This window comes from Aestuariivirga sp., from assembly GCF_046294715.1.
Taxonomy (GTDB): domain Bacteria; phylum Pseudomonadota; class Alphaproteobacteria; order Rhizobiales; family Aestuariivirgaceae; genus Aestuariivirga.
Map to the genome: position 1 here is coordinate 1 of NZ_JBKBKI010000028.1, position 17,424 is coordinate 17,424.

Sequence of the window (17,424 nt, forward strand, 5' to 3'; positions counted from 1 at the left end):
ATTGGTACCATCTCGAGCTTCGGCAGACCTTGCTTGACCGTGGCAACCTCGATGCGCGCATCGAGATCCCGTACCACCACAAGAACACCTTCGAGATCGCGCGCGTCGACGAGGCCGCCGAGATGCGCGCCAGGTACCAGGGCGACATGCTCCATTGCGATCGTGTGAAGATCTTCATCGACGGCGTGCTCGAAACCTATACGGCGCTGATGCTGGAGGGTTACCCCGACCAGCCGGAGAACATGGGCGCGCCGCTCTTCAGCGCGGCGGACTTCAACGAGATCGTCACCCGCGCCGACCGGCACAGGCTTCAGGTTTCGACCCACGCCATCGGCGACGGCGGCGTGCGCCGCACGCTCGACGGTTACGAGGCGGCGATGAAGGCCAACGGCAGGCGCGATTCGCGTCACCGCATCGAGCATATCGAAATGATCGACCCGTCCGATATTCCGCGCCTCAAGGGCCTGGGCGTCATCGCGTCGCTTCAGCCGATCGCAGGCGTGGGCGTTCCCGGGAATCCCCCCGAACCCATCCTGTCCCGCGTCGGCGAGAAGCTCCCCTATGCCTATGCCTGGCAGACGCTGCGTGAGGCGGGCGCGGTCATCGCCTTTTCGTCCGACTGGCCGGTGGCTCCCTTGAGCCCCTTCCTCGGCATGCAGGCGGCGATGACGGCGGTGCCGATGTGCGATGACTGTCCGCCCCAGGCGCAGAGCCTCATCGACACGCTGCACGCATTCACGGCGGCCGGCGCCTACATGGAATTCATGGAGAACCGCAAGGGCACGCTGAAGGACGGCTATCTGGCCGATGTCGTGGTGCTGGACTCCGACATGGAGACGACGGCGAAGGACCAGATCGTCAATGTCCGGCCGCAGGTCACCATATGCGATGGGCGGGTGACCTTCGAGACCTGAGAGGACGACGGAGCGGAGGCCGTCCCGCGCTCCGCTCCGCCGGCCCGCCGGTCAGCCCGAAGGCTTCACGGTGATCTTCTGTGACTTCGACTGTTCCTGGGGCAGCTTCGGCAGCACCACCTTCAGCACCCCCTTGTCGAAGGACGCCTCGACCTTGGAGCCATCCACCTCGGCGGGAAGCGAGAAGCTCCTCTCGAACATGCCGTAGGAGCGCTCCATCAGGTGGTAGCCCTTCTCCTTCTCGTCCTTTTCAACCTTCTTCTCACCCTTGATGGTGAGGACACCGTCCTTGAGCTGCACGTCGATGTCCTCCGGCGCGCAGCCCGGGAGTTCCGCGGTCACCTCCAGGGCACCATCCTGTTCCGCGACGTTCACCTTCATTCCCATGCCGCCCCTGCCGAGCTCGCCCAGGCTCGGCATGCCGCCCCGGCCGAAATCTTGGAACACCCGGTCGATCTCCCGCTGGAGATTGGAAAACATGTCGTTTCCGGACCCGCGCCCGAAAACATCGGGAAGGAAATGTCTGGCCATCTGAACCTCCATGTCTTTCGTTCCCCCGCCGGCCTTATCTAAGGTCCGGTGGTGGAGTTTCCATATGACCCAGGTCAATTGCCCCCTCGTGCATATGGAGGAAGGATGTGCCGTTAGGTAAACTGTACTGACGTTAAAGTTGATTTTACTTCCGTTTCGTCATGACTAGTTTCGGAAGCACTGGGATGGGCAAAACCAGTCCCTGGGCCTGCATCGCAAAGCTGCCCCAAGCTGTGCGGGTGTTCTGAAAGTCGGAAGTGCTGCGGTCTGTGGACCGCGCCGTCACCAGCCTCTACCCCCTCACGCCGTGACGGGTCCCGGAGCCGCCCCACAGTTCCGGGACCACTTCCACGCGCTTGGCCCTTCCCGTTCCTCGAATGTTCCGGTACAGAGGACTCATGGCCAAGTCATCCGTCTTCGTCTGCCAGAACTGCGGCTCGACATCCTCGAAATGGGCCGGCCGCTGCGACGCGTGCGGCGCCTGGAACTCCATTGTCGAGGAACAGGCCTCCGCACCCCTCTCGGGCGCGAAGGGCTCGGGCCTGCCCAAGGGCCGCGCCACCCGCCTCGTGGGCCTGCGGGGCGAAACGCCCGCGCCGCCCCGCATCGTCACCGGCATAGCGGAGCTTGACCGGGTGGCGGGCGGCGGCTTCGTGCCGGGCTCGGGCGTGCTGATCGGCGGCGATCCGGGCATCGGCAAGTCCACCCTGCTGCTCCAGGCGCTGGCGGCGCTGGCCCGCAAGGGCGAGCGGGTCGTCTACATTTCCGGCGAGGAGGCGATCGCCCAGGTGCGGCTCCGCGCGCAGCGGCTGGCGCTCGACGACGCGCCGGTCCTGCTCGCCGCCGAAACCAACGTGTCAGACATCATCGCCACGCTGTCGGAGGATAAGCCGCCGACCATCGCCGTCATCGATTCGATCCAGACGCTGTGGGCACCCTCGATCGAGGCAGCCCCCGGCACCGTCTCCCAGCTCAAGGCTGGCTCCGAGGCGCTGATCCGCTTCGCCAAGCAGAAGGGCACGGCGGTGCTGCTGGTTGGCCATGTGACGAAGGACGGGCAGATCGCCGGGCCCAAGGTGGTGGAGCACATGGTGGATGCCGTGCTCTATTTCGAGGGTGACCGGGGCCACCAGTTCCGCATCCTGCGCGCCGTCAAGAACCGCTTCGGGCCGACGGACGAGATTGGCGTTTTCGAGATGTCGGACGGCGGCCTCGCCGAGGTGACGAACCCGTCCCGGCTGTTCATGGGCTCCAGCGAGCGGCCCACGCCCGGCACGGCGGTCTTCGCCGGCATGGAAGGCACACGCCCCCTGCTGATCGAGGTGCAGGCGCTGGTCTCCCCCTCGCCTCTCGGCACGCCGCGGCGCACCACCGTGGGCTGGGACTCGAACCGGCTTGCCATGATCCTCGCCGTGCTGGAAGCCCGCGCGGGGGTACAGATCGGCCAGAACGACGTTTACCTGAACGTGGCGGGCGGCCTCAAGGTGCGGGAGCCCGCGGCCGATCTCGCCGTGGCCGCGGCACTGCTCTCCTCCCTCACCGGCACGGTCATCCCCCCCGGCACGGCGGTGTTCGGCGAGATCGCGCTGTCCGGCGCCGTCCGGCCGGTGGGCCAGACGGAGGCTCGCCTCAAGGAAGCCCAGAAGCTGGGCTTGAAGGAGGCCGTGATCGCCGCCGCCGCCGAACATGAGGGTCTCAGGGGCCTGAAAGTGAAGCCGATGGAAACGATCATGGATCTCGTGGCATGGTCCGCCGCGCAGGATCGTGGACAACGGAGAATCGCCTAGGCGGACTCCGAAAACCTTTCTATAAGGTGCCTCGAACAGGGTGGCTTGACCTCACCAGGAAAACCTATGCCGCTGACGCTTCTCGATCTCATCCTACTCGGCATCATGCTGGTTTCGGGCCTCCTGGCCCTGATGCGGGGCTTCACCCGCGAGGTCCTCTCGCTGCTCGCCTGGGGCGTTGCCGCGGTGGCGGCCTATTTCGCCATCAGGCAGCCCTCGCTGGTTGAGTTCGCGAAGACGAACGTGCCCTATCTCGACAAGGAGATCCTGGCGCAGATCGCCGTGGGTGCCACGGCCTTCCTCATCGTGCTGATCGTGGTGTCGATCATCAGCGTCAAGATATCGGATTACGTGGTCGATTCGGCCGCCGGTTCCTTCGATCGCACGCTCGGGTTCATTTTCGGCGTGGCGAGGGGTTTTGTTTTCGTGGCGATCGCCTATCTGTTCTATGGCTGGCTCCTGCCTTACGACAAGCAGGAGCCGTGGGTGCGCAACGCCTTCAGCCTGCCGATGATCAAGTCGACGGGGGAAGCGTTGCTGTCGTTCATGCCGCCGGAGATTGCGGAAACATTGTCGAACACGGCCCTCCTCAAGAACCCGGACCAGCCGGCGGCGGAGGGCGAGATGCCGGAGCAGCCCGAGGGCGGCTACAAGAGCAACGAGAACCAGGGGCTGGAAAACTTGATCCAGGGTACGGGGGGCGAGGAGCAGCAACCGGCAACCGGACAGGGCAACAGCCAATGACGACCGACATCGACTTCGAACTCAATGCCGACCGCCTGCGCGAGGAGTGCGGCGTGTTCGGCATCTATGGCCACCCGGATGCGGCAGCCCTCACGGCCCTGGGCCTGCACGCGCTGCAGCACCGCGGCCAGGAGGCGGCGGGCATCGTCTCCTTCGACGGCGAGCGCTTCCAGACGGAGCGCCGCCTGGGCCTCGTCGGCGACCACTTCTCCTCAGCCAAGGTGATCGACCGGCTCAAGGGCAACTCGGCGCTGGGCCATGTGCGCTACTCGACCACGGGCGAGACCATCCTGCGCAACGTGCAGCCGCTCTTTGCCGAACTCGCCGCCGGCGGTTTCGCCGTGGCCCACAACGGCAACCTCACCAACGGTCTCGCCCTGCGGCGCGAGCTCATCGGCCAGGGCGCCATCTGCCAGTCCACCTCCGACACGGAGGTGATCCTGCATCTCGTGGCGCGCTCCCAGAAGAGCCGCATCGTCGAGCGCTACATCGATGCGATCCGGGCGCTCGAAGGCGCCTATGCGCTGGTGGCGCTCACCAACAAGAAGCTCATCGGCGCGCGCGATCCGCTCGGCATTCGCCCGCTGATCCTGGGCGAGCTCAACGGCGCCTACATCCTCTGCTCGGAGACCTGCGCGCTCGACATCATCGGCGCGAAATACATCCGCGAGGTGGAGAACGGCGAGGTGGTGGTGATCTCGGACGAGGGCATCGAAAGCCTGAGGCCGTTCCCGAAGCAGCCGGCGCGCCCCTGCATCTTCGAATATATCTATTTCTCCCGCCCCGATTCGATGCTGGGCGGCCGTTCGATCTACGAGGTCAGGAAGGCGATGGGCCGCGAACTCGCCCGCGAATCGGCGCTGGAGGCGGACGTCGTGGTGCCGATCCCCGATTCAGGCGTTCCCGCTGCGCTGGGCTTCGCCCAGGAAACGGGCATCCCCTTCGAGCTCGGAATCATCCGCAACCATTATGTGGGCCGCACCTTCATCGAGCCGACGCAGACCATCCGCTCGCTCGGCGTCAAGCTCAAGCACAATGCCAACCGCGCCGTGGTGAAGGACAAGCGCGTGGTGCTGGTGGACGATTCGATCGTGCGCGGCACGACATCGGTGAAGATCGTGCGCATGATGTACGAGGCGGGAGCGAAGGAGGTGCACATGCGCATCTCGAGCCCGCCCATCCGCCACCCGGATTTCTACGGCATCGACACGCCGGAGCAGAAGGCGCTGCTCGCCGCCACCCACACGCTGGAGGAGATGCGCGACTATATTGGCGTCACCTCGCTCGCCTTCCTTTCGGTGGACGGCATCTACCGCGCCGTAGGGCTGCCGGGGCGCGACAATCACCGACCGCAATTCACCGACCATTGCTTCACCGGCGATTATCCCACCCACCTCACGGATTTCTCGGGTGACTCGAAGAAGCAGCAGCTCTCGCTGTTGGCGGAGGCAGGCTAAACGGCATGACGAGAAGGCTTGAAGGGCGCGTCGCCCTGGTGACGGGCGCATCGCGCGGGCTGGGATCTTCCGTAGCCGTCGCCCTGGCAAAGGAAGGCGCGCACGTCATCGCCACCGCGCGAACCGAGGGCGGGCTCACCGAGCTCGACGACGCCGTCAAGGCGGCGGGCGGCACGGCGACACTGGTGCCGCTCGACATCAAGGACTTCGACGCCATCGACAGGCTGGGCGCCGCCATCTTCGAGCGCTGGAAGAAGCTGGACATCCTCATCGGCAATGCCGGCGTGCTGGGCAAGCTCACACCCATGGCGCATGTCGAGCCGCGCGTGTGGGACGAGGTGATGGCGGTGAACGTCACCGCCAATTACCGGCTGATCCGCTCGCTCGACGTGCTGCTCCGCCAGGCCGAAGCCGGGCGTGCCGTATTCGTCACCTCGGGGCTTGCCCACAAGTGCTGGGCCTATTGGGGCCCCTATTCGATCTCCAAGGCCGCACTCGAGGCGATGGTGAAGACCTATGCCAACGAGACGGGCACCACGGCGCTGAAGGTGAACTGCTTCAGCCCCGGTGCAACGCGCACCGCCATGCGCGCCAAGGCGATGCCAGGCGAGGATCCTGAGACCCTGCCCCACCCGGACGAGGTGGCGGCACAGATCGTGCCCATGTGCCTCCCCGACTTCAGCGATCATGGCGGCGTGTGGAAATACGATGCGAAGGGTCTCTTCAAGCAGTTCTGAGGAAAGGTACGGCACCATGAGCGATGCCAGTGTGATCGCGGCCTTCGCCGCCGCCCGCAAGTCCCAGGCGCCGCTCAGCTGCCTGCCCGAGGATGTCCCGCCCGCTTTCGACCGCGCCTTCCGCCTGCAATGCGGTGTCACCAGGGAACTCGGATGGACCCAGGCCGGCTGGAAGATCGGCTGCACCTCCGAGCGGGCGCAGAAGGCGCTCAACGCGCCGGGGCCCTTCCCCGGCACGATCTTCACCAACCGCGTCTACCGCTCCGGCGAACTCTTCCCCACCATCGCGGAAAACAGGCGCGTGGTTGAACCGGAAGTGTGTTTCACCATGGAGAAGAGCCTTCCTCCCCGCGGCAAGGACTACACGGCGGAAGAGGTGATGGCGGCACTTGCCCATGTCTGCGTGGCGATCGAGGTGGTGAACCCGCGGACCCCGAAGGGCTTCGGCGATGCCGTGCCATGGTTCATCGTCGATGGCGGCCTCAATGAAGGGATCGTGCTCGGCGAGGCGAGAAAGCCCCTGACGCGCGCCGAGTATTCATCCCTCAAGGCGGAAGTTCTGTGGAACGGCCGCGCCATGCAGGGCGGCGTCGGCGCCAATGCCCTGGGCGGCGGCGACCTGGCGCTGACCTGGCTCGCCAATCACCTGAACGCACACGGGCTCGGATTGCAGGAAGGCGAGATCATCACCACCGGCGTCATCACCGAATTCTTCTCGGCAGGCCTCGGAGACGACGTCGAGGTGAGCTTCGAGCATCTCGGCACGGTGACGACGAAGTTCTAGCCCCTACCGGTCCCGGTCGAAGGGATTCTTCCCGCCCCTCAGGCTGAAGCGGATGGGAACGCCGCCGAGATCGAAGCTCTCGCGGAGCCCGTTCATCAGGTATCGCACATAGCTTTCCGGCATCTTCGAGAGCTGGTTGCCGAAGATGGCGAAGGTCGGCGGCCTGGCGCTTGCCTGCGTGGCGTAGCGGATCTTGATGCGGCGCCCGGAAGGTGCGGGCGGCGGATTGCGCTCGATCGCGCCTTCCAGCCAGCGGTTCACCTGCGAGGTGGGAATGCGGCGGCTCCACTTCTCAACCGCATCGAACACCGCCTGCAGCAGCTTGTCGATGCCGCGCTCCTGCTTGGCCGACAGCGTCACCACCGGAACGCCGCGGATCTCCGGCAGCACGTCCTCGAGGTCGCTCAGCACGTCCTTCAGCTTCTTCTGCTTCTCCTCGACGAGATCCCATTTCGACAGCGCCAGAACCACGGCGCGGCCTTCGCGCGCCACGAGATCGCACAGCGCGAGATCCTGCCGCTCGACGGGCAGCGAGGCGTCGATCAGCACCACCACGCACTCGGCGAAACGGATGGCGCGCAGCGCGTCGGATACGGCAAGCTTCTCGATCTTTCCGGTGACTCGCGACTTCCTGCGAATGCCGGCCGTGTCCCACAGGCGGATACGGTTGCCGCGCCACTCGAAATCGGAGGAGATCGCATCGCGGGTAATACCGGCCTCGGGGCCCGTCAGCATCCGCTCCTCGCCGAGGATGGTGTTGACGAGGGTGGATTTCCCGGCATTGGGCTGGCCGATGATGGCAAGTCGCAAGGGCCCGTCGCCGCGCTCTTCACCCTCGTTCTCGACCGCCATTTCCTCCGTATACGGAAGGAGCGCGTCGTAGAGCAGGTCGAGCCCCTCGCCGTGCTCCGCCGAAACAGGCAGCGCCTCGCCGAAGCCGAGTTCGAACGCCTCGAGCAGCGCCGACTCGTGCCCCCTTCCCTCCGCCTTGTTGGCGACAAGGATCACGGGCTTGCCGCGGCGGCGCACGCGGCTTGCGAATTCGCGGTCGGTCGGCGTCACGCCGGCCCGCGCGTCGATGACGAAGAGCACGACGTCGGAATCATCCACCGCCGTTTCGGCCTGGGCGCTCATGCGCGCCTCCAGGCTGTCGCCCTTCACTTCGTCGAGGCCAGCCGTGTCGAAGATGCGGAAGCGCAGGTCGCCGAGCTTCGCCTCGCCCTCGCGCCGGTCGCGGGTCACACCGGGCTGATCGTCGACGAGCGCGATCTTGCGGCCGACGAGGCGGTTGAACAGGGTAGACTTGCCGACGTTTGGCCGCCCCAGAATGGCGACGGTCGCGGTCATTGCGGATCTTGGAACGTGTCGCCCGAGGCACCCGGCGGCGCGCAGGCGGGATCGTCCGGCGCGCAATAGGTTTCAGTGCTGCCGGTGCTCACCTGGTCGGCACCGGAGCCGCCCGGTGTGCCGACGGCAACGTCGTTCGATTCCGGGAACTGCGCGCGGCCGGGAATGGCGTCCTCGCGCTTGCCCGGCAGCACCGTGTTGTCGGTCTGGCCGGTCAGGTTGTTGAAGGTGCTGCAGCCGGCGAGAAGTGCCGCCGCCGCGGCGGTGAGTATCAGTTTGCGGAACATTGTCATTTCGCGGCCACCAGGGGCTGGAGCACTTGCGCCATCATCTCGGCGCGCTGGCGCAGGCTGGGCGGCGTCTCGGGATCGCCGAGGATCGCCTGCACCTGCTTGTCCGCCCCGGCATAGTCCTTCAGGCGCCATTGCGCCGAGGCCATGATTTCCCGCGCCATGTGCCGCCATGGGCTGGTTTCGGCGTCGAGGCCCTTGAGCCGTGATTCGATGTCCGCAAGGCTCGCGCTGTTGGCCAGCACGGCGGCCGCGCGGAGCCTCGCAAGATCGCGCAGCGTCTGGTCCGCCCTGCCGTCGGCCGCCAGCTGGTCATAGGCCTTGACCGCTTCGTCCGGCTTGCCGGCAGCCGCCAGCGCATTGGCCTCCCGCAGGTTCGCCAGCAGGGCAAATCCGTCGTGCTCGATGGAATTGAACTGGGTCAGCGCCTCGTCGGTCTTTCCGGCACCGGCAAGGTCGGCGGCGGTGAAGAAGCTCTCTCCCGCGCTCTCGGCCTGCTTGGCCTGCCAGTAGCGCCAGCCCTCGACTCCGCCAACGCCGACGATCACGAGGAGGCAGACGGCGATCACGATGTTGCCGTAGCGGGCCCACAGTTTCTTGAACTGTTCCTGGCGGACTTCCTCGTCCACCTCGCGAAACAGGGATTCGTCGCTCAAAGCTGGAGGCTCCTCACATCAGGACAAAGGCTTGAGGAGCGGCGTAGATCAGCGGCTGGGCCAAATCAAGGCATTTCCCCGGTCGGAACGGGCACTGCGGCCGGCATAGAAGGAACCCAGCACGCGGCTGCTGTCGCGGAGATAGAGTAGCGCCAGAGCGACCCCGATTCCCGTCATTCCGGCAAGAAACCCCGCGATCTCGAAGATCATGCGCTGCCACCTTGATATGAAGACAGTTGCACGATCAGTCTGGCGGGGGATTGGTTAACGCTGAGTTAAGTTGGAGGGCTGCCTCCTTCGTCCTCCACCGAGAAGGACGTGATGAGCCCGCCGTCGGCGCGTTCCGCCACAAGGCTGTGCAGCGCCCACAGGCCCGGGTTGTCGGCGGTGAAAGCGAGCGCCACGGTCTCGCGGGGAGGGATCACCACCGTATCTGACAACCCCGACGGCGCGTCCGCGCGGAGGTCTTTCCAGACATGGCCATGGATGTGAAGGGGCTGAGGGAAAGCCGTGCGGTTGTCGATCTCGAGCCGAAGGGTTTCGCCTTTGGCCGCGCTGAAGGCGGGCTCGGGCGAAGGCCCCGCCACCCCGTTGATGGCCCAGCCCTTGCCGCGCTCCAGCAGCGCGCGCAGATCCTGTTCCCGCCCCTCGAGCAAGGCGGAGGTGAGCCCGCCTCGAATGCCGCCGGCGAGGGTGAGCGAGACGGTCCGCGCCGTGCCGGGCGAAACCGGTGTTGTGGTCGGGTTGGCGGGCAGCGCGAAGTTCTCCGGCAGCGCCGGCGGCTCGTGTTGCCGTTCCTGAACGACGAGATAGCCGATCTCCACCACGTCCTCGAACAGGTCGAGCGCGAGGCGGATGTCCCCCTCCTCCGCGCTCGCCAGCAGGTCCGCGCGCTGGCCTGGCGCCAGCGACAGCGCCTTGCCCTGAAGCGAGGCGGGCTTTACCGGCTGCCCGTCGCGCGCCAGCAGCAGCGGGTCGTAACCCTTGAACAGCAGGTTCATGGTGCGCACATTCGCGGCATTGAGGATGCGCAGCCGGGTGTAACTGCCGGCGGCAAGAGGCAGTCGGGGGCGGAAGCGGTTGTTCACGGTGAACCAGTTGCCGAGCCGGCCCTCCCCCACCATCGCCTCGACGTCCCCGAACGCGCCCTCGACGGCGCCGGCGGGGTCGAGCTTCCAGTCGTCGAGCACCAGCACGATGTCGCCGAGGTCCGGAAGCGGTTCGGCTTCCTCGACCACGAGAACGGCGCAAAGGCCCATGTCGCGCATCAGCGACTGTTCGGCCACGGGCCCGATCCAGAACGTGCCGGCGTCGGGCGGCGTGAACACGCAGTCCACCGCCTCGTCGGCTCCCGGCCGGACATTGATGGTCATCAGTTCGGAGGGCCCCCGCACGCCGAAGAAATGCAGCCAGATCTCGCGGTCGAGATCGTTGATGAAGCGGAGCTTGAGTTCCATGCCCTGCCGCGCCCGGATGGTCGGCGGCTCGGGTCCTTGGCCGAGAATCCAGGCCTGCGTCTCGCCTGCGCCGCCTTCGAGAAGGCCAAGTTTCGTCCGCGCCGCGCGGATTTCGAGAAACCCGTCCGCGGTGAGCGTGGCCGCTTCCGAAAGCCGCGCAAATCCCGCCACCGCGGCCGCGGCGCCAAGAAACCCACGGCGCGTGATGGTCATGGCAGGCCTCTCCTGATTCGGCGGAGAACGCTAGTTCGCCTCTGTGGCGGCATGATGTTGCCAGGCTACGCTTCACTCAGGCGGTGACCACGTATAACATTCCTCGCATTCATTGGGAGCGGCTGAACATGACGGCGGACGACGATCGGAAAGCCATCGAGGCGGTGGTCACGGACTATCTCGAGGGCATGATCTATGGCCAGACGGAGCGGATCGAGCGCGCGATGCATCCGCTCTGCATGCAGGCCGGCCACTACCGCGGCAATTACGAGTTCTTTCCGCGCGGCGATTTCATCGATTCCCTGAAGCTCGAGAAGATGTTGGAACCGGGCACGCCCTACAGGGCGGCAATCGTATCGGTGGACATGACGGGCGACGTCGCCGTGGCGAAGGTGACGGACGACTGCTTCGGCACCTCATTCACCGACTACCTGACGCTCATCCGCCATGAGGGCCGCTGGCAGATCGTCATGAAGGCCTTCTTCGACCACGCCGGCGAAGGCAGGCCCTAGTCCTTCATGTCGTAGGTGTTCTCCGGCGCGGGGAAGTTGCGCGCCCGCACCTCTTCGGCATAACTCCGGATCGCGCCTTCGATGGCGGCACCCACCTTGCCGAACTCCTTGACGAATTTCGGCACGCGCGGGCTGAGGCCCAGCATGTCCTCCATCACCAGGATCTGCCCGTCGCAGGCAGGCGATGCGCCGATGCCGATCGTGGGGATAGGCACCTGCTTCGTGATCCTGGCGGCGAGCGGCTCGGCGATCGCCTCCAGCACCATGGCGAAGGCGCCGGCTTCCGTCACGGCTTGCGCATCCTCCTCGATGATCGCCCATTGCTCGCGCGTACGGCCCTGCGTCTTGAAGCCGCCGAGGATGTTGATCGACTGCGGCGTGAGCCCGATATGCGCCATCACCGGAATGCCGCGCTCGGTGAGGAAGCGGATGGTTTCCGCCATGCGCTTGCCGCCCTCGAGCTTGATGGCGCCGCACTGCGTCTCCTTCATCACCAGTGCGGCGTTGCGGAAGGCCTGCGCCGGGCCTTCCTCGTAGGAGCCGAACGGCATGTCGACGACGACCAGCGCCCGCTTGGCCCCCCGCATCACGGCGCGCCCGTGCAGGATCATGAGTTCCAGCGGCACCGGAAGCGTGGACTCGAAACCGTGCATCACCATGCCAAGCGAGTCGCCCACCAGCAGGAAGTCGACATACTTGTCGGCGATTGCCGCCGTGTGCGCGTGGTAGGAGGTGAGCGACACGATCGGGTCCTTGCCCTTGCGTGCCGTGATCTCGGGCGCCGTGATGCGCCGCAAGGGGGCGTGCTGTGACATGGCGGAAGACCCTAGTCTCCCCGTCCCGGCCCGGCAAGACCCCGGCCCCGGTCAGCCCAGCTGGAACACCGGAACCCCGATCAGCACGCCGTGCAGCTGCGCCATCACCCCGTAGAGCGCGATGCCGATCACGACGGAAATGAGGTCGTGTCCCTCCCGCACCTCCGGTGACGGTTTCACGCCGTTCGCCGTTCCGATCACGAGATGGGCGAGGGCATAGGCGAAAAAGCCGCCGAACAGGATGAGGCTGGCGAGGTCGCCATTGGCCAGCAGATGTCCCGAAGCCCAGAAGATCGCGGCATAGGCCATGGGAAAGCGGAGCCTCTGCCGCAGCCTGCCGCGGAAGATGAAGATGCCGAGGCAGATGAAGGCGATGAGGGTGAGCAGGAAATTGGCGTGCCTTCCCCATTCCGGCGGGTCGTAGATGAACACGAAATCCGAGGCGCGCCAGCCCAGCACGATCACGGCGATGCCGGCGAGCGATGCAAGCCCGAAGACGGGGCCATAGGCCCGCTCGCCGGTCGCCGCCTTGACGCGCGCCTTGAGCGAGGGGACTGCCGCCACCAGATGCAGCAGCGCGGTGAGGAAAACGCCGAAAGCGAGCAGGATCATCCCGCCACCGGCACGTTGAGGACGTAGGGGTGGAAGCCGAAGAGGAAGATCACGTAGAGCACCATTCCGATGATCACGGCGACGATGTCGGAGCGCACACGGGGAGTGTGCTGGGGACGCTTGCCCCTGATCTCCGACATCGCGATGTCGGCAACCGCCACCACCAGGAACGTGCCGAACAGCCACACGTCGGCCCGCTGGCCGTTGACCAGCAGGTGCCCCACCGCCCACAGCCCGACGCCGAGGGACATCGGGTTGCGCAGCCATTTCTTGAGATAGCCCTTGCCGTGCGAGGCGCCGATCAGGATGAAGGCGATGAGCACCAGCAGCATGGTGAGGTGGCGCAATCCGTACCAGCCTTCATAAAGCAGGTCCGCCGTGGCGGGGCCGGCGCGCGACTGGCCGTATCCGATGATCAGGAGAACGATTCCTGCGAGCGAGACGAGGGCATGGACTCCCTTCCAGGCCCTTTCTCCAAGCTGCCCCTTGAAGCTGTCGCGGAGCCCCGGAAACAGGATCGAGAGAAGATGGACGCCGCCGAAAAGCAGGCTGCCGAGGTAGATGAAAATCATCGAAAACCGTCCTTTCCCCTGCCCGTTCTTGTGCCAGATAAGTGCGGCCGTTCCAAGCCCGCCCGGGGGCCAGTTCAGGGGACATCGTTTGCAACGCCGGTCCGGCCGAAGCGCCATGTACTCGCTGCGGGAGCCGTGATAGATCGGCCCCATTCCACTCACTCGGATGGGCCGGATGGCCGCACAGCCCACGCTCTTCATCATCAGCTCCGACCGCGCGCGCACCGGCAAGACACTGCTTGCCCGGGCGCTCGTCGATTTCCTGCTGACCGAGGAGCGTGATCCGTTCTGTTTCGACCTCGCTTACCCCGAAGGCGGCCTGCGCGCCTATTTTCCCGGCCGCACCGCCCTCATCAATTTCCCGCAGGAAGAGGCGCGTCGGAAGCTCTTCGGCATCGTCCTCACGCGCACCGGCCGCGACTACGTCATCGATCTTCCCGCCCGCCACCTGGCATCCTTCTGCGAGGCGGCGGTGAGCGCGGGCTTTTTCGCCGCTGCCCGGGACAAAGGCTTTCGCATTGCCATCATCTTCCTCGTCGGCCGGGACGAGAAGTCGCTGCGGACGGCACTGGACGTGGTGGAAATCCTTCTGCCGGACATCTTCGTGCCGGCAGCCAACCGGTTCGTCGGCAGCGCCCTGCCGCCGGGGATTGCAGGGCCGGTGCTCACGCTTGAGAAGCTCGATCCGGATCTCTTTGCGATCGTGTCGAACCGGCGCTTCTCCCTGCGGCTCTTCATGCTGGGCGATGAAACGGCGGTGCCGTTGCGGCTCCGGCCTCACCTCAAGACGTTCCTCGCGGTGCTGGCCTCCGGTTATCGCGAACTCGAGCCGGCCCTGAGCGTGACGCGCCTTCGCCGCGGCCAGGGATGAGAGGTGTGTCAACCTGCCCGGGAATGGTGTTTGAACCGGTGAGCAACCAGGTCTAGATTGTTCACCAGCGTGAGAGACCGGAGTTACCCGATGAGAGTCTTGAAGGCCCTTCTGCTTGCCCTGTTCGTGGCCGCCCCGCCCGCCCTTGCCCCCGTCCCCGCCGCGGCCCAGGTGACCGAGATCGATGCCCAGATGGCGGTCTCCGCCGTGAACGGTGCGGGCAACCGCGCCGCCAAGGTCCGGCAGATCAAGAAGGTGCCGAGCGTTGGCGTCATCCGGCTCGACATGTGGATGTCGCCCACCTTCTCCAATTCCAGCATTCCCGACGCGGCGGACTTCAGGATTCTGGCGCAGAGGAACGCGTCCGGAGTGAAGCGCCTGCAGCAGGCGCTGCAGGCCAACCCCGTGACGCGCGAGGCGCTGGCGAAGCGCGGCATTTCTCCGAGGCAGGTGGCGGGCGTCCAGGTCTCCTCGAACGGGTCGCTCCGCCTCTACATCTTCAGGCGGCCCTGAATTCGTCGAGGCGCTGCCGGCGAAGTCATATCCGGCGCGCCAGAGCCTCCAGCTGGTCGGCGGCGCGGCCCCAGCCATCGTGGAAGCCCATGGCTTCGTGCTGCGCCATGTCTTCCGCCGACCAGTGCCGGACCCGTGCCCTGTAACGCGTCTTCCCGCCCTCTTCCGCGAAGGTGACGATCGCCGTCATGAACGGCTTCCGCGATGGCTGCCATGCCTCGGTATAGGCGTCGGTGAACACCAGCCGTTCTTCCGGGACGACCTCGAGATAGACACCCTGGTTGGGGAACTCCTCGCCCTCCGGCCCCCGGAACACCAAGCGGCTCACCCCGCCTGGACGCACATCGACCTCGACGACCGGCGTCGTCCACGGCCTGGGCGTGAACCACTCCTTGATGAGGTTCGCCTCCGTCCAGCAGCGCCAGACCGCGCTCCGCGGCGCGTCGATGAGCCTCTCGAAGGTCAGTTCGTGGGATTCTTCTGTCATCCGACTTTCCTTTCCCGCCGCCCGGAAGGAATTGACCCCGCCCGCCCTGTCGCTGGCAAGCACATTGTTTTCATCCGCACAGTCAGCTCCGGGAACCCGCCCTAGGCTTTGGAAAACCGGAGATGTGGAAAATGGTTGCAGGATCCGTGCGCAAATTCTGGCTCGCTCTGGCAGTCGCACTTTTCCTCCTGGCTCCGCAGGGCGCCGTCGCTGCGGATGATCCACTGCCCTCCTGGAACGAAGGACCGGCCAAGGCCGCGATCCTCGACTTCGTGGGCAAGGTGACCGAGGAGGGATCGCCCGCATTCGTGCCGGAGACCGAGCGTATCGCCGTCTTCGACAATGACGGCACCCTGTGGCCCGAGAACCCAATGCCCTTCCAGGCAGCCTTCGCGGTGGACGAGATCAGGCGTCTCGCCGAGGAAGACCCGAAGCTCAAGGAAGACCCGCCGGTGGCTGCGCTGCTCGCCGGCGACATGGCAAAGCTTCTCGCAGGACCGCATCACGACGGCCTCATGCGCATCCTCGCGCTGACCCATGCCGGCCTGACCACGGATGAATTCCGCGCGCGCGTCTCGGACTGGATCGCGAGCGCCACTCACCCTCGCTTCGGCGTCGCATATGACAAGCTCACCTATGAGCCGATGCAGGAGGTGCTTCGCTATCTGAGGGCGAACGGCTTCAAGACCTACATCGTATCCGGCGGCGGGGCCGATTTCATGCGGGTCTGGAGCGAGCGCGTCTACGGCGTTCCTTCCGAACAGGTCGTCGGCTCTACTGCGCAGGTGGTCTACGAACTCAGGGAGACGGGACCGGTGCTGGTCAAGACCTTTCAGCACCTCTTCGTCGACGACAAGGCAGGAAAGCCTGCCGGCATTCACGCCTTCATCGGAAAGCGGCCCATCGCCGCCTTCGGCAACAGCGACGGCGACAAGGAAATGCTGGAATATGTCACAATCGCCAATCCGCATCCCAGCCTGGGCGTGATCGTGCGCCACACCGATGCCGAGCGGGAGTATCAGTATGATGTCAACCCGAAGAGCAGCGGCACCCTGGACGAAGCGCTGAAGGCAGCGCCGGAGCGCGGTTGGATCATCGTCAGCATGAAGGACGACTGGAACCGGATCTTCGCCGCGCACTAGCCCCGCGCTGCCGGGAACCGGCCGCCCCGTTCGTGCGTTTGGCCTCACCCGGGCCACCCACGGCGCGGACCACAGGCGCGAGATGGAGCAGGCCGTCACCCCCTTCGACCTCACCCGCATGTTCCTGGGGAACGAATCCCCCCTCTTCTACCTCGAAATCGCCGTGCGGATTGCCATCGTCTACATCTACACGCTGGTTCTCCTGCGCTGGATCGGCAGCCGCACCATCGCCCAGCTTTCGACGGTCGAATTCCTTCTGGTGATCGCCCTGGGCTCGGCAGTGGGCGACAGCATGTTCTATGCAGAGGTACCGATTCTCCACGCCCTGCTGGTCGTTACCGGCGTCATCTTCCTCAACAAGGGCATAGACCTGCTGCTGTATCGCTGGGATTCGATGAAGGTGGCGGTGGATGGCCGTGCTGTGGAGGTGGTGCGCAACGGGCGCATGGCGAACGAGGGCCTCGCAGCGCGGAACATGTCGGTAGCGGAACTCCAGGAGATGCTGCGCCTGAAGGGCGTCACCAATCTCGGCGAGATCGCCATGGCCTATATCGAGGCCTCCGGGCAGATGAGCGTTTTCCCCCTCGAGAGGCCGCGCGTCGGCCTGCCGCTCATTCCGGTGCGCGATGATCCCGACGAGAACGCCATCCGCTCCGCCGCGGAACTGCAGAAGGGCGACGATTATGCCTGCACGCATTGCGGTCTTACCGGTTCCCCTCCACCCATCACCGGAGAAGGCTGCTGCCAGGTCTGCGGACATTCGGCGTGGGTTCCAGCGTGCATCGGCCCCGCTGACCGCGATCTCGGCGCCGTCAAGCTGAACAGCGGCAAGAGCTCCAGCCGGCAGCTGAACCGCCCCCGGCCGGCCTGAAGCGCCTCGGCTGCCGAGGTGCAGGAACCATTCCTCCGTGCCGGAGGTTTTCCGGAGAGCGGGCCGTGACGGCAGCCGCGCTCAAACTCAACCATCGGGCAGGTCGTTGCAG

At 65.8% G+C, this 17,424-nt stretch carries 21 protein-coding genes; 11 read left to right on the plus strand and 10 right to left on the minus strand.

Going from position 1 to position 17,424, the window contains the following annotated elements:
* Positions 1 to 914 (plus strand): amidohydrolase (locus ACK4HL_RS15815; RefSeq protein WP_409762065.1); only part of this gene is annotated, 914 nt, incomplete at its 5' end.
* Positions 915 to 965: 51 nt separating this feature from the next.
* On the opposite strand, the gene ACK4HL_RS15820 is transcribed toward ACK4HL_RS15815, so the two are convergent.
* A complete protein-coding gene (locus ACK4HL_RS15820) occupies positions 966 to 1,445 on the minus strand; it encodes an Hsp20/alpha crystallin family protein (protein ID WP_409762067.1) in 480 nt (159 codons plus the stop codon).
* A 398-nt stretch (positions 1,446 to 1,843) separates the two neighbouring features.
* Between ACK4HL_RS15820 and radA the strand changes: the two genes are divergently transcribed.
* From radA to ACK4HL_RS15845, 5 genes are all read left to right on the plus strand, one after another.
* Positions 1,844 to 3,232, plus strand: a complete 1,389-nt coding sequence (gene radA, locus ACK4HL_RS15825; RefSeq protein WP_409762069.1) for a DNA repair protein RadA — start codon at positions 1,844 to 1,846, stop codon at positions 3,230 to 3,232.
* Positions 3,233 to 3,298: 66 nt separating this feature from the next.
* On the plus strand, positions 3,299 to 3,976 hold the full coding sequence (locus ACK4HL_RS15830) for a CvpA family protein (RefSeq protein WP_409762071.1): 678 nt from the start codon (positions 3,299 to 3,301) through the stop codon (positions 3,974 to 3,976).
* Positions 3,973 to 5,433, plus strand: coding sequence for an amidophosphoribosyltransferase (gene purF / locus ACK4HL_RS15835; RefSeq protein ID WP_409762073.1), 1,461 nt, complete (start codon positions 3,973 to 3,975; stop codon positions 5,431 to 5,433). Before ACK4HL_RS15830 ends, purF begins: the two co-directional genes overlap by 4 nt.
* A 5-nt stretch (positions 5,434 to 5,438) precedes the next feature.
* The gene (locus tag ACK4HL_RS15840) at positions 5,439 to 6,170 is read left to right on the plus strand and encodes an SDR family NAD(P)-dependent oxidoreductase (protein WP_409762075.1); all 732 of its coding nucleotides are present in this window, start codon (positions 5,439 to 5,441) and stop codon (positions 6,168 to 6,170) included.
* Between the two features lie 16 nt (positions 6,171 to 6,186).
* Positions 6,187 to 6,954 (plus strand): 2-keto-4-pentenoate hydratase, encoded by a 768-nt coding sequence (locus tag ACK4HL_RS15845; RefSeq protein WP_409762077.1) that lies wholly within the window; start codon positions 6,187 to 6,189, stop codon positions 6,952 to 6,954.
* 3 nt (positions 6,955 to 6,957) lie between these two features.
* Here the strand turns inward: ACK4HL_RS15845 and der are convergent, their stop codons facing one another.
* The 5 genes from der to ACK4HL_RS15870 all read right to left on the minus strand — a co-directional run bounded on the left by der (position 6,958) and on the right by ACK4HL_RS15870 (position 10,917).
* Entirely contained in the window at positions 6,958 to 8,301 is a 1,344-nt protein-coding gene (gene der, locus ACK4HL_RS15850; protein ID WP_409762079.1) for a ribosome biogenesis GTPase Der, read from the minus strand.
* On the minus strand, positions 8,298 to 8,588 hold the full coding sequence (locus tag ACK4HL_RS15855; RefSeq protein ID WP_409762081.1) for a hypothetical protein: 291 nt from the start codon (positions 8,586 to 8,588) through the stop codon (positions 8,298 to 8,300). The genes der and ACK4HL_RS15855 overlap by 4 nt, the downstream gene beginning before the upstream one ends.
* Positions 8,589 to 8,590: 2 nt before the next feature.
* Complete coding sequence (locus ACK4HL_RS15860) at positions 8,591 to 9,247, minus strand: tetratricopeptide repeat protein (RefSeq protein WP_409762083.1); 657 nt, start codon at positions 9,245 to 9,247, stop codon at positions 8,591 to 8,593.
* 48 nt (positions 9,248 to 9,295) lie between these two features.
* A complete protein-coding gene (locus ACK4HL_RS15865) occupies positions 9,296 to 9,457 on the minus strand; it encodes a hypothetical protein (RefSeq protein ID WP_409762085.1) in 162 nt (53 codons plus the stop codon).
* 65 nt (positions 9,458 to 9,522) lie between these two features.
* On the minus strand, positions 9,523 to 10,917 hold the full coding sequence (locus tag ACK4HL_RS15870) for a multicopper oxidase family protein (RefSeq protein ID WP_409762087.1): 1,395 nt from the start codon (positions 10,915 to 10,917) through the stop codon (positions 9,523 to 9,525).
* A gap of 128 nt (positions 10,918 to 11,045) precedes the next feature.
* Between ACK4HL_RS15870 and ACK4HL_RS15875 the strand changes: the two genes are divergently transcribed.
* Positions 11,046 to 11,429: a nuclear transport factor 2 family protein gene (locus tag ACK4HL_RS15875; RefSeq protein WP_409762089.1), complete on the plus strand. Its 384-nt coding sequence runs from the start codon at positions 11,046 to 11,048 to the stop codon at positions 11,427 to 11,429.
* On the opposite strand, the gene panB is transcribed toward ACK4HL_RS15875, so the two are convergent.
* The 3 genes from panB to ACK4HL_RS15890 are packed head-to-tail and all read right to left on the minus strand — an operon-like array spanning position 11,426 to position 13,428.
* Positions 11,426 to 12,244: a 3-methyl-2-oxobutanoate hydroxymethyltransferase gene (gene panB, locus ACK4HL_RS15880; protein WP_409762091.1), complete on the minus strand. Its 819-nt coding sequence runs from the start codon at positions 12,242 to 12,244 to the stop codon at positions 11,426 to 11,428. The genes ACK4HL_RS15875 and panB overlap by 4 nt on opposite strands.
* A 51-nt stretch (positions 12,245 to 12,295) precedes the next feature.
* The gene (locus tag ACK4HL_RS15885; protein ID WP_409762093.1) at positions 12,296 to 12,856 is read right to left on the minus strand and encodes an NnrU family protein; all 561 of its coding nucleotides are present in this window, start codon (positions 12,854 to 12,856) and stop codon (positions 12,296 to 12,298) included.
* Positions 12,853 to 13,428: an NnrU family protein gene (locus ACK4HL_RS15890; protein ID WP_409762095.1), complete on the minus strand. Its 576-nt coding sequence runs from the start codon at positions 13,426 to 13,428 to the stop codon at positions 12,853 to 12,855. The genes ACK4HL_RS15885 and ACK4HL_RS15890 overlap by 4 nt, the downstream gene beginning before the upstream one ends.
* 175 nt (positions 13,429 to 13,603) lie before the next feature.
* Between ACK4HL_RS15890 and ACK4HL_RS15895 the strand changes: the two genes are divergently transcribed.
* Both ACK4HL_RS15895 and ACK4HL_RS15900 read left to right on the plus strand, forming a co-directional pair.
* Positions 13,604 to 14,299: a hypothetical protein gene (locus ACK4HL_RS15895; protein WP_409762097.1), complete on the plus strand. Its 696-nt coding sequence runs from the start codon at positions 13,604 to 13,606 to the stop codon at positions 14,297 to 14,299.
* A 90-nt stretch (positions 14,300 to 14,389) separates the two neighbouring features.
* Positions 14,390 to 14,812, plus strand: coding sequence for a hypothetical protein (locus ACK4HL_RS15900; RefSeq protein WP_409762099.1), 423 nt, complete (start codon positions 14,390 to 14,392; stop codon positions 14,810 to 14,812).
* A gap of 25 nt (positions 14,813 to 14,837) precedes the next feature.
* On the opposite strand, the gene ACK4HL_RS15905 is transcribed toward ACK4HL_RS15900, so the two are convergent.
* Positions 14,838 to 15,299 (minus strand): SRPBCC family protein, encoded by a 462-nt coding sequence (locus tag ACK4HL_RS15905; RefSeq protein WP_409762101.1) that lies wholly within the window; start codon positions 15,297 to 15,299, stop codon positions 14,838 to 14,840.
* A 131-nt stretch (positions 15,300 to 15,430) separates the two neighbouring features.
* Between ACK4HL_RS15905 and ACK4HL_RS15910 the strand changes: the two genes are divergently transcribed.
* Both ACK4HL_RS15910 and ACK4HL_RS15915 read left to right on the plus strand, forming a co-directional pair.
* Positions 15,431 to 16,441, plus strand: a complete 1,011-nt coding sequence (locus ACK4HL_RS15910; RefSeq protein WP_409762103.1) for an HAD family hydrolase — start codon at positions 15,431 to 15,433, stop codon at positions 16,439 to 16,441.
* Between the two features lie 82 nt (positions 16,442 to 16,523).
* A complete protein-coding gene (locus tag ACK4HL_RS15915) occupies positions 16,524 to 17,312 on the plus strand; it encodes a DUF421 domain-containing protein (protein WP_409762106.1) in 789 nt (262 codons plus the stop codon).
* The last annotated feature ends 112 nt before the right edge of the window (positions 17,313 to 17,424 follow it).

Bases quoted from the DNA above. Each gene is read 5' to 3' on its own strand.
- ACK4HL_RS15820 (WP_409762067.1), bottom strand. From the start codon at position 1,445: ATGGCCAGACATTTCCTTCCCGATGTTTTCGGGCGCGGGTCCGGAAAC.
- radA (WP_409762069.1), top strand. From the start codon at position 1,844: ATGGCCAAGTCATCCGTCTTCGTCTGCCAGAACTGCGGCTCGACATCC.
- ACK4HL_RS15830 (WP_409762071.1), top strand. From the start codon at position 3,299: ATGCCGCTGACGCTTCTCGATCTCATCCTACTCGGCATCATGCTGGTT.
- purF (WP_409762073.1), top strand. From the start codon at position 3,973: ATGACGACCGACATCGACTTCGAACTCAATGCCGACCGCCTGCGCGAG.
- ACK4HL_RS15840 (WP_409762075.1), top strand. From the start codon at position 5,439: ATGACGAGAAGGCTTGAAGGGCGCGTCGCCCTGGTGACGGGCGCATCG.
- ACK4HL_RS15845 (WP_409762077.1), top strand. From the start codon at position 6,187: ATGAGCGATGCCAGTGTGATCGCGGCCTTCGCCGCCGCCCGCAAGTCC.
- der (WP_409762079.1), bottom strand. From the start codon at position 8,301: ATGACCGCGACCGTCGCCATTCTGGGGCGGCCAAACGTCGGCAAGTCT.
- ACK4HL_RS15855 (WP_409762081.1), bottom strand. From the start codon at position 8,588: ATGTTCCGCAAACTGATACTCACCGCCGCGGCGGCGGCACTTCTCGCC.
- ACK4HL_RS15865 (WP_409762085.1), bottom strand. From the start codon at position 9,457: ATGATCTTCGAGATCGCGGGGTTTCTTGCCGGAATGACGGGAATCGGG.
- ACK4HL_RS15870 (WP_409762087.1), bottom strand. From the start codon at position 10,917: ATGACCATCACGCGCCGTGGGTTTCTTGGCGCCGCGGCCGCGGTGGCG.
- ACK4HL_RS15875 (WP_409762089.1), top strand. From the start codon at position 11,046: ATGACGGCGGACGACGATCGGAAAGCCATCGAGGCGGTGGTCACGGAC.
- panB (WP_409762091.1), bottom strand. From the start codon at position 12,244: ATGTCACAGCACGCCCCCTTGCGGCGCATCACGGCGCCCGAGATCACG.
- ACK4HL_RS15885 (WP_409762093.1), bottom strand. From the start codon at position 12,856: ATGATCCTGCTCGCTTTCGGCGTTTTCCTCACCGCGCTGCTGCATCTG.
- ACK4HL_RS15890 (WP_409762095.1), bottom strand. From the start codon at position 13,428: ATGATTTTCATCTACCTCGGCAGCCTGCTTTTCGGCGGCGTCCATCTT.
- ACK4HL_RS15895 (WP_409762097.1), top strand. From the start codon at position 13,604: ATGGCCGCACAGCCCACGCTCTTCATCATCAGCTCCGACCGCGCGCGC.
- ACK4HL_RS15900 (WP_409762099.1), top strand. From the start codon at position 14,390: ATGAGAGTCTTGAAGGCCCTTCTGCTTGCCCTGTTCGTGGCCGCCCCG.
- ACK4HL_RS15905 (WP_409762101.1), bottom strand. From the start codon at position 15,299: ATGACAGAAGAATCCCACGAACTGACCTTCGAGAGGCTCATCGACGCG.
- ACK4HL_RS15910 (WP_409762103.1), top strand. From the start codon at position 15,431: ATGGTTGCAGGATCCGTGCGCAAATTCTGGCTCGCTCTGGCAGTCGCA.
- ACK4HL_RS15915 (WP_409762106.1), top strand. From the start codon at position 16,524: ATGGAGCAGGCCGTCACCCCCTTCGACCTCACCCGCATGTTCCTGGGG.